Annotated in this window: 10 protein-coding genes; 2 read left to right on the forward strand and 8 right to left on the reverse strand. The window is 63.4% G+C overall.

All coding sequences use genetic code 11. The features are described from left to right. The 6 genes from WCE35_RS21715 to WCE35_RS21740 form a co-directional block, all read right to left on the reverse strand. On the reverse strand, positions 1-828 hold an 828-nt coding region (locus tag WCE35_RS21715), incomplete at its 3' end, for a beta-ketoacyl synthase N-terminal-like domain-containing protein (RefSeq protein WP_424595371.1). Positions 829-925: 97 nt separating this feature from the next. Continuing rightward, on the reverse strand, positions 926-2,113 hold the full coding sequence (locus WCE35_RS21720; RefSeq protein WP_424595372.1) for a beta-ketoacyl-ACP synthase: 1,188 nt from the start codon (positions 2,111-2,113) through the stop codon (positions 926-928). Continuing rightward, positions 2,110-2,583 (reverse strand): 3-hydroxyacyl-ACP dehydratase FabZ family protein, encoded by a 474-nt coding sequence (locus tag WCE35_RS21725; RefSeq protein ID WP_424595373.1) that lies wholly within the window; start codon positions 2,581-2,583, stop codon positions 2,110-2,112. The genes WCE35_RS21720 and WCE35_RS21725 overlap by 4 nt, the downstream gene beginning before the upstream one ends. Before the next feature lie 9 nt (positions 2,584-2,592). Continuing rightward, complete coding sequence (locus WCE35_RS21730) at positions 2,593-2,892, reverse strand: acyl carrier protein (protein ID WP_424595374.1); 300 nt, start codon at positions 2,890-2,892, stop codon at positions 2,593-2,595. A 193-nt stretch (positions 2,893-3,085) separates the two neighbouring features. Continuing rightward, positions 3,086-3,427 (reverse strand): hypothetical protein, encoded by a 342-nt coding sequence (locus tag WCE35_RS21735; protein ID WP_424595375.1) that lies wholly within the window; start codon positions 3,425-3,427, stop codon positions 3,086-3,088. Between the two features lie 86 nt (positions 3,428-3,513). After that, positions 3,514-4,398 (reverse strand): ion channel, encoded by an 885-nt coding sequence (locus WCE35_RS21740; protein WP_424595376.1) that lies wholly within the window; start codon positions 4,396-4,398, stop codon positions 3,514-3,516. A 124-nt stretch (positions 4,399-4,522) separates the two neighbouring features. Here WCE35_RS21740 and WCE35_RS21745 point away from each other — a divergent pair, with 124 nt between their 5' ends. Continuing rightward, a complete protein-coding gene (locus WCE35_RS21745; protein WP_424595377.1) occupies positions 4,523-5,149 on the forward strand; it encodes a ParB-like protein in 627 nt (208 codons plus the stop codon). A gap of 36 nt (positions 5,150-5,185) precedes the next feature. Here WCE35_RS21745 and WCE35_RS21750 read toward each other — a convergent pair whose 3' ends face one another. Continuing rightward, positions 5,186-5,764, reverse strand: coding sequence for a peroxidase-related enzyme (locus WCE35_RS21750; RefSeq protein WP_424595378.1), 579 nt, complete (start codon positions 5,762-5,764; stop codon positions 5,186-5,188). 100 nt (positions 5,765-5,864) lie between these two features. Beyond that, positions 5,865-7,601, reverse strand: a complete 1,737-nt coding sequence (locus tag WCE35_RS21755; RefSeq protein ID WP_424595379.1) for an ATP-binding protein — start codon at positions 7,599-7,601, stop codon at positions 5,865-5,867. Between the two features lie 365 nt (positions 7,602-7,966). Here WCE35_RS21755 and WCE35_RS21760 point away from each other — a divergent pair. Next, positions 7,967-8,669: PAS-domain containing protein (locus WCE35_RS21760; RefSeq protein ID WP_424595380.1), on the forward strand; the 703-nt coding region annotated here is incomplete at its 3' end.

Genomic DNA, 8,669 nt, shown 5'->3' on the forward strand with positions numbered 1-8,669 from the left:
GGTCAGCTCGCCGCAGCCGGCGAGGACGCCGAGGATCGGCGCGCCGCGCGCCATCGCGGACTGATAGCTTTCGAGCACCAGCGCGCCGGCGCCTTCCGCCATGACGAAGCCGTCGCGGTTCTTCGAGAACGGTTTTGAGGCGGCCTGCGGCGGGTCGTTTTGCGTCGACAGCGCCGACAACAGCGAAAACCGGACCAGGGCTTCCGCATTGACCGAGCCCTCGGTGGCAACGCAGAGCGCGGCATCGGCCTCGCCGCGGCGGATCGCCTCGACGCCGAGCTGGATCGAGGTCGCGCCGGAGGCGCAGGCCGTGGAGAGCGAAATCGGCGAACCCTTGGTGCCGAAGGTTTCGGCCAGGTGAGCCGCCACCGAGCCGAACATGAAACGATGATGGTAGGCGGCGAACTTGCCGCCGCCGCTGGCGCGCAGCAAGTCCGGATAGCCGATTTCGGTCTGTCCGACCGCGCGTCCCAGTTCAAGACGCTGGGGCCACTCCACCTCGACGGGCGACACTGCGAGAAACAGCGGTCCGGGAAAATTACCTTTGCTGCCGATGCCGGCCTGTTCCAGCGCTTCCTCGGTTGCGATCTCTGCAAGACGTTCGGAAAGACCGGTCGAGGAGAACGGATCGACGGTGACGAAATCGACCGTGCCCGCCATCGTGGTTTTCAGGCCATCGACCGGAAAACGCGTGACAGTCCGGATGCCGGATTCGCCCGCGGTCAGCTTCGCCCAATTGTCCGTCTTGCCGGCGCCCAGCGACGTGACCACGCCCATGCCGGTCACGACAACGATCGGCCTGCCGAATTTATCGCGTGGTGTCGCCATGGTTTCCCCGCCGATGATACTATGCGCCGGAGCGCCTGCTTCATTTCGCGAGCCCGATCCGGTCGGAAAACCAGTGTCCGGTTTTCCGGATCGCGCCTTACTTGACCGCCTCGACCAGCGCCATGCCTTCGCCCTGCCAGTGACCGGCTCCGACCACCACAATCTGGGTTGGCGGTCCGGACTTTTCAACCTCAAGTCCGGTCGGGTCGTTCGGCGGAAACAGCGCGCCACGCGAGATCGAAAGCGCGGCGAGCGCGAGCCCGAGCGGAAACTGGGTTTCCAGCGTATGGCCGAATGTCGTTCCCGTTGCGCGCACCGCGAAGCCTGCGTGCTGGCGCAGGAATGCCTTTTCTTCCGACGTCACCGGTTCGACGCCGGTTGCGCCAGTGATCAGGGCGCCGCTCTCGGCGACAATGCCAAGTTTTCGCCACAGCGCTTCCAGCGATCTCGTCACTGCTCCCGCCTGCTTGCGCTGTGCGAGGTCGGCGACCACCCTGGTCAGTTTTGCATAGGGCCTGGCGCCGCGGGCTTCGGCGTGCTCGCTGGATTCCAGCACCAGGAAAACGCCGGCGGAGCCAAGCGCAAAGCCGCTGTTTTCCTGACGTGCCCAGACCGGCGCGAACTTGCCGGTCAGGTTGAAGTCACCGAATTCGTAGAGTACCAGCAAATCCTGGCGTTCGCCATTATGCGCGGCGCCAACCAGCGCGATGTCGCTCTGACCGGATTCGATCCGCGCCAGCGCAATCCGCGCCGCGTCGATACTCGCGGCTTCCTCGCCCATGAAGGTGCGCGAGGTTCCGGATACGCCATGGACGATCGCGATGTTGCCGGCGAGCAGGTTGGAGAGCTGGGCCAGAAACAGCGTCGGCCTCAAATCGTTCATCAGCCGTTCGTTGAGAAAACCCGGACCCGAATTGCCCTTCGCGTCGGCGCTCAGGATCGCCTCATCGACCGCGATGTCGCGCTCGCCGCCGCCGGCGGCGACGATCATGTCGGTGCGGCCGAGGATTTCCTGATTGCCCTTGATTCCGGCAGAATCCAGCGCGAGTCCGGCGGCATAGGTGCCGATGCGCTGCCAGGCCTCCATCTGGCGCTGGTCGCCCTTTTTCGGGATCTGGGCGTCGAAACTGACGGGCGCCAGCGGATGCACGATGTAGGGCGCAAAGCGCTTGTCGTCGACATTGATCCGTTTGGCGTTCAGCGCATCCCAATGCGCGTCCAGCCCTTCGCCGAGCGACGACACGATGCCGATGCCGGTGATCCAGACTTCCTTCCGACCGGTCATGGCGTCAGCGCCTGTAGCGGAAAGCCGATCCTGTTGGCCATCGCGTCCATGTGCACGCGCAAGTCAGGGTGGGGGAACGGGATATGGCGGAAGGTCAGCTCGGCGTTGCACTTCAATTCCTTGCCGACCCGTGCCTTCGCGGAGGTGACCGCAAAGCCCGAACCTTCATGCTCTACTTTGGCGTCAATCGTCAAAAGCTCGCCGGGACTGACGAAACCCCGCATCTTGGCTTCCTTGATCATCGCCAGGAACGGCATGCGCTCGAATTTCATCAGGCCAAGCAACAGCCAGCCCGCGCTTTGCGCCATGGCTTCCGTCAGCAGGACGCCGGGCATGATCGGATAGCCGGGGAAATGCCCCTCGAAGATGGTGTGCGTCGGAGGGGGGACCTGCGCCTCGACCGTAATCGTCTTCGCGCCGATGTTGAGGTCGACGATGCGATCGATCAGTTGAAAATATTCAAGCTGCATGGCGGGCGATTACGAGCCCGTGCCCGCGCCCGCATTCTTGGCTGCGACCAGCTCGTCGATGCGGTCGGCGAGGTTTCTGAGCACGAAGTACTGTTCGGTCGTGGCCTTGCCGTCGTTGACCTCCTGGGTCCACTTCTCCAGCGGCATCTTGATGCCGAACGCCTTGTCGATCGCAAAGGCGATGTCGAGGAAGTCGAGACTATCGATCCCGAGATCGTCGATGGCATGGCTCTCCGGCTTGATCGTGTCGCGCGGAATGTCGCAGGTCTCAGCGATAATATTGGCGATCTGATCGTATGTGGAAGACATCATTAAGCCTTTGATATTTTGGAGAGAAATTCCGGAACAGCTTGGAGGAGGCGGGCGCGTCGCCCCGGAATGCCCCGTTTCCCCGGCGGGAGTGGTGTGCCCGTATATCGGAGCGCAGGCTTGAGTTCAATGGAGCTTGGCCGTCCCCGGCGGGCCGTTTGAGGCGCCAAAATAGTCGTTTGCGCTCCGCATGTTAGCCTCGGGGCAGCCCGGAGATTCTGGCGCAGTCATGGCGGCCCATCAACACGCAATCCTGGGTTTTGCGAAGATCGGCGATGCTCATGGCGAGCCATATCCCGATCGCCGTCAGCGCCACGGCGAAGGCAAAGGCCGCGATATTCGCCAGCATGCGATGGCGAAAATCGTCCGGCTCGTCGCCCGGCCGCGCGTAGCGGGACAGGTCGTTCGCCGCCGGGCTTGTCCGGGCCTGGTCGCCCGACTCCTCGCGGCGGCCCGGCGGACAGGCCGACGTGCGCGGCCGGAACTTGAGCACGACATGCTCGTCATCCCGGGTAATGGGCCGCTGGGTTTTCACTGCTGTCAGTCCGGAGGCGTTTGTCTCTGTCTATCACGTGCGCCCGCGCTTCTCACATCAAATGTTGGCACACGCGGAGGTGGTATTCATTCCTCGAAGGTCTGATGGAACCGGCTGTAGTCGATTCGGAGGCGGCCGTCGTCGGTGGTGCTGAGGATTTCCGCATAGCGGTGCCCAAAACGGACCTCGGGATGATCGTACGACTTTCGCGCATGCACCGTTTGCGCCGCAACGACGTCATAGCCGGACACCACCAGCACCAGCGAGATGTTGATGGCCTCGAGGTCGTTGGCGTTGAGGCCGTGAAGCGGACTGTTTTCGTCGATGACGTGGAACAGCGTCCAGCTCAGGGCAAGCGCCGGGCTCTCGTTTCGTATCAACGGCAGTTCGTAGAAGCGCCGGAACGGCTGGCCCTCGCGGCTGACGATATTCTTCAAAAGCCACAATCTGGCGGTGGCGTTGCTGATGATGTTGTGGCGCTCGTTGGCAAGACGGATCATCAGCGTCGGCTGGCCGTCATGATCGGAAATCACCGGATTTTCGGCGAACAGCAGCCGTGCGTTCGGCCGGGAGAAGCGGGCGAAAATCAGCCCGGTCATCAGCGACATCGAGAAGATGCCGGTGAACAGCTCGACCGTTGCGATGAAATGCCCGTAATGGGTCTGCGGATGCATGTCGCCATAACCGGCCGTCGAAAGCGTCTCGATGCTGAAATAGAGATAGTCGATGTAGTTGCCGCCGGGCACGCTGGAGATCGGCTGATTTCCGAGCCAGTAGAGAGATGCGAACACCGCGTTGAAGGCGAGGAACACCAGTGCCGCGCCGGCGATGAAGGCCGGCCAGGACGCCGTCATGCAGCGATGGCTGATGTCGGCCCAGAAATTGAGGTTCAGGCCTTCGGTGATGATTTCGCGGCCGCCAAAGCGCACGACGCGGGTTCTCGGCATTCGTTCGTTCGGGCTCTTGGCCATGCATTCAGTCTCTTGCAAATCCGTTGGGCGCGGCTTCGGGCAGGCATTTACCGCCCGCGCCATCATGACATAATCAGACCGGCCGCAGAGGGATTTTTGCCGGTCAGGCACGGGGGTTCAAGTCATGGCGAACACGCGCGAACCGATTCTCAAGCCGGTCCCGATCCTCTCGCTGCGTCCGACCCAGATGACGGTCGGCATGCGGGAGGTAAAGGAAAAGCGCAAGCGCTGGCGCGAGCACAAATCGGACAAGAAGCGCGCCGAGCTGCTCGGCAAGCACATGATCCCGGTGGTTCTCGGGCCTGACGGGCGGCACTATGTGGTCGACCACCACCATCTGACGCGCGCGCTGCATGACGAAGGCGTCAAGGATATCCTGGTGAGCGTGATCGGCGATCTCACCATGGTCCAGCGCGATGCGTTCTGGGGCGTGATGGATAACAAGCGATGGGCCTATCCCTACGACGCCAACGGCGAGCGCCGGCATTTCCGGGATCTGCCCAAATCGGTGGCCGGCCTCAAGGACGATCCGTTCCGCAGCCTCGCCGGCGAGTTGCGCCGCGCCGGCGGTTTTGCCAAGGACACGACGCCGTTCAGCGAATTCCTGTGGGCGGACTTCCTGCGCCGGAAAATCTCGCGCAAGCGAGTGGAAGACAATTTCGCCAAGGCGATGGAGGAGGGCCTGGCCTTCGCCAGGAGCAAGGACGCGGTCTATCTGCCCGGCTGGTGCGGCCCGGCATCGGACGATTAGGCAGACGCGCGGCTGCCGCAGGTTGGAGCGCGCACCCTATTTCGGCAGCCGCCCCATCATGTAAAACTCGTCGTTCGGGCGCATCGCGGTGACGTTGGCGATCCGGTTCGACAGCGCGAAGAACGCCGCGATCGCCGCGATATCCCAGATGTCGTCGTCGGTGAAACCTTGGGCGGCCACCGCGGCGAAATCCTGCTCGGAAATCTCGTTGGCCTCGCGGCTCACCTTCATCGCGAAATCGAGCATGGCGCGCTGGCGCGGGGTGATGTCCGCCTTACGGTAGTTGACGGCGATCTGGTCGGCGATTTGCGGATTTTTGGCGCGGATGCGCAGGATCGCGCCATGGGCGATCACGCAATAATGACACTGATTGGCGCTGGAGGTCGCCACCACGATCATCTCGCGCTCGGCCTTGGTCAGTCCGCCGTCCTTGTCCATCAGCGCGTCGTGATAGGCAAAGAAGGCGCGAAATTCTTCCGGCCGCCAGGCCAGCGTCAGGAAGACGTTGGGGACGAAGCCGGATTTCTCCTGCACCGCCTGGATGCGGGCGCGGATATCGTCCGGCAGCTGGTCGAGGGAGGGGGTCGGGAAGCGGGTGGCGATCGGCTGCGTCATGGCAGGGTTCCGGCTTGAGCCGCGCGATGCGGCCGGTTCCGAACCATAATCGATGGCGGCTCCGCCGCAAAGCGCAGCGGCGTTGTGGTGGTGAAAGCCGCTAGCGCAGCGGCTTTTTCAGCAGCGAGAAGCGATCGGGATCGAGCCCCATCGATGGCTGCAGCATCGGTGCTTCGACCGCAACCGGCCGCGCGGCGGGCCGTTCGCTGGTGGCGGGGTCGTTGGGCGCGTCGCGGTGCGAGGTGGCGCCGCGCCAGCGCTCCAGCACAGCGCCGACGAAATGCGTGTCGTGGCCGGCGGTGACCGACGGCGCGGTCGCAATCGTGGCCTCGATGCGCGGTAGCTGATGCGCGGGAACTTCCTTGAAGCGCAGCCGGGTCGGCAGCGCCACGCCTTCGCCGAAGGCCAGCACTTCGCGGGTGCCGAGCGAGGGAACGAAGGACAGCAGGTTCGCCGCGGCATCGGAGACCGCCGAGCGCAGCAGCGACTGGTCGCGCTCGTTGGCGAGCCGCATCGTAAACAAGGTGTTGCACTGGGAAATGATGGTGGCGTCGAGCTCGGCCGGACGCTGGGTGACGAGGCCGAGATAGACGCCGTATTTGCGGCCTTCCTTGGCGATGCGCGAGACCGCCTTGCGGGTCGGCCCGAAGCCGATGCTGCGGTCGGCGGAGGCGTAACGGTGCGCCTCCTCGCAGACGAACAACAGCGGCGAGACACCGTCGCTCCACAGGCCGAAATCGAACGCCATGCGGCACAGCACCGACACCACGGAATCGATCACTTCGGCGGGAAAGCCGGCGAGCTGCATCACGGTCATCGGCCGGCCAAGGGCGGGCAGGCGGAACAGATGGCTGATGACTTCCGCCATGGTGTCGCCGCCGACATTGGCGTTGTCGAACATGAAGGCGTAGCGGGGGTCGTTGCGCACGGTCTCGATGCGCGAAATCAGCTTGTGATAGGTGATGCGCGAGGCGCGGTTTTCCAGCTTGCCCATGCGCTCGTCGATCTGCGAAATCAGGTCGACCAGCCGATAGGGCACCGGCGTGTCGACGGTGTAGCGGACCGTCTTGGGGTCGACGCGCTTCAACGTGAGGCGATCGGCGTTCTGGTACTGGGTGTAGATGCCCTTCGCCAGCGGAATGACTTCGGCGAGAATATCCAGTTCTTCCGGCACGCCGGGGCGGCCGCCGAACAGCACGTCGACGATTTCCTCGAAGTTGAACAGCCAGAACGGCAGCTTCAGATTTCGCGGGTTGAGCACCAGCGCGCGTTCGCCGAAGCAGCGGCCATACTCGTTGTGAACGTCGAGCAGGAAGATCCGCAGGTTCGGGCGCGACTTGAGGATTTCGTTCAGCAGCAGCGACACGCCGGTCGATTTGCCGACGCCGGTCGAACCGAGCACGGCAAAGTGCTTGGAGAGCATTTCCTCGACATCGACATAGGCCGTGACCGAGGGGTCCTGCTGCAAGGTGCCGACATCGATCTGGTCCGATCCGCTCGGCGCGTAGATCGTGCGCAGCTCCTGATTGGAGATCAGCTCGACGGCATCGCCGATGGTCGGATAATTGGTGACGCCGCGCTGGAATTTCGGACGTTCGCCGCCGAGGATTTCACCGAGCAGATCGACCGAGGCGCTGGCGATGTAATTGTCCGAGGTCGGCAGATTCTCGCACGACACTTCCGTGATCATGGCGACGATGGTGGAACTCGTGCAGCGAATGCTGATGAAGCGGCCGACGGTTGCGCGAATTTCCGAGGCGGGCGTCCGGCTCGTCGCCAGAAGCCCGAGCCGGGCGAGGGAGCCGCGCACCGAAATCACACGTCCGAAGGATGTCACTATTCTCAACCCGGCATGTCATGAATCTGGTCGGGGTTCACCATGCCGCAACGGGATTGGAGAAACGGTTAAGCCGGGATCGCCAAACAGGTGGCGTTTTGGGAAGGATTGGTTTTCGAAGGTTACCATTGCGCCGATCGGCGGCGGGTTCGCGTTGAAAAACGGGGGTTTTCGCAATCCTTGGGCTAGCCGCGGACGCTTAACCGGTCGTTTACCATTTACACGAAGAGGCCGCGGGCGGCAACCGCCGGTGGGACGCGGTCGAATGGCGCGGGCATCCGACCCCGGTAACCGAATCCTAACCGCAAGTCGTAACGCACCTTCCATTTGTCGTGCGTAACTCTGTTGTGCTGGGGAGGCAAACGGTGCGTATCGATAGCGGCCATCAACTGTCGGGTGACCCTGCGAAGCCTGCCGGAACGGTCAGGTGGCTGATCGCGTGCGTGGCGTTGTCCGCCGCGCTTCTGTCCGCCGCCGCGATGACGGCCTTGAGCGATCGCGAACGATTGCTGCTCGTCGTCGCCGCCATGCTCGCTGCCATCGTCTGCCTGCTGCTGCAACGCCATCGCGTGTCCGATGACAGGCTGGCGGCGGAGCGCCGTCATCTCGGGATCGCCGTCAACAATATCCCGCAGGGCCTCGTGCTCTACGATGCATCGGCGCGGATCATCATCTGCAACCAGCCCTATATCGAGATGTTCGGGCTGTCGCCGGAAGTCGCCAAACCGGGCTGCACCCTGCGCAGATTGATCGCGCATCGAAAGGAGACCGGATCCTTCGACGGCGACATCGACGAGTTCTGCAACGCCATCATACGCAACGTTTCTCTCGGCAAGGGCACGCGTCAGATCACCGAGGCGCCGGGCGGCAGGGCGATCGAGATCGTCAACCGGCCGCTCAAGGCCGGCGGCTGGGTCGCCACCATCGAAGACATCACCGCGCGCAAACGCGCCGAGGAGAAGATCGCCCATCTGGCGCATTACGATGTGCTGACCGACTTGCCCAACCGCGCGTTGTTTCGCGAGAAACTCGAACGGGCTCTGAACGAGGTCAAGCCCGGCGAGCAGC

Source organism: Bradyrhizobium sp., from assembly GCF_049691595.1.
GTDB lineage: Bacteria > Pseudomonadota > Alphaproteobacteria > Rhizobiales > Xanthobacteraceae > Bradyrhizobium.

Excerpts from the sequence above, each read along its gene's own strand:
- WCE35_RS21720 (WP_424595372.1), bottom strand. The coding sequence starts at position 2,113 with ATGACCGGTCGGAAGGAAGTCTGGATCACCGGCATCGGCATCGTGTCG.
- WCE35_RS21725 (WP_424595373.1), bottom strand. The coding sequence starts at position 2,583 with ATGCAGCTTGAATATTTTCAACTGATCGATCGCATCGTCGACCTCAAC.
- WCE35_RS21730 (WP_424595374.1), bottom strand. The coding sequence starts at position 2,892 with ATGTCTTCCACATACGATCAGATCGCCAATATTATCGCTGAGACCTGC.
- WCE35_RS21740 (WP_424595376.1), bottom strand. The coding sequence starts at position 4,398 with ATGGCCAAGAGCCCGAACGAACGAATGCCGAGAACCCGCGTCGTGCGC.
- WCE35_RS21745 (WP_424595377.1), top strand. The coding sequence starts at position 4,523 with ATGGCGAACACGCGCGAACCGATTCTCAAGCCGGTCCCGATCCTCTCG.
- WCE35_RS21750 (WP_424595378.1), bottom strand. The coding sequence starts at position 5,764 with ATGACGCAGCCGATCGCCACCCGCTTCCCGACCCCCTCCCTCGACCAG.